This is a genomic window from Extibacter sp. GGCC_0201 (assembly GCF_017566055.1).
Classification (GTDB): domain Bacteria; phylum Bacillota; class Clostridia; order Lachnospirales; family Lachnospiraceae; genus Extibacter.
This window is the reverse complement of sequence record NZ_JABFCH010000123.1, coordinates 1-228: the sequence shown is the minus strand read 5'-3', so window position 1 is coordinate 228 and position 228 is coordinate 1. Positions and strand designations below refer to the sequence as shown.

Annotated in this window: 1 pseudogene; it reads left to right on the top strand. The window is 50.0% G+C overall.

Annotated features, from left to right (window positions below):
- Nucleotides 1–228: pseudogene (locus HJV72_RS18970) on the top strand (coproporphyrinogen dehydrogenase HemZ); the annotation flags it as partial.

Sequence of the window (228 nt, the reverse complement as noted above, 5' to 3'; positions counted from 1 at the left end):
ACCGCCAGCATTACATGCTGGGTAATCTTGCTAATATAGGCTATGCTGCTTCAGGCAGTGCCAGCCTTTATAATATTCAGATGATGGAAGAGCGTCACGTTGTGCTTGGAATCGGGCCGGCGTCTGCGACTAAAGTGCCGCAGGCAGACGGGCATCATCTTAAAAAGCTCAATATGCCCAAAGATATCGGGACATATACGGGTAATCTGCCGCAGCTGGCGCATAAAC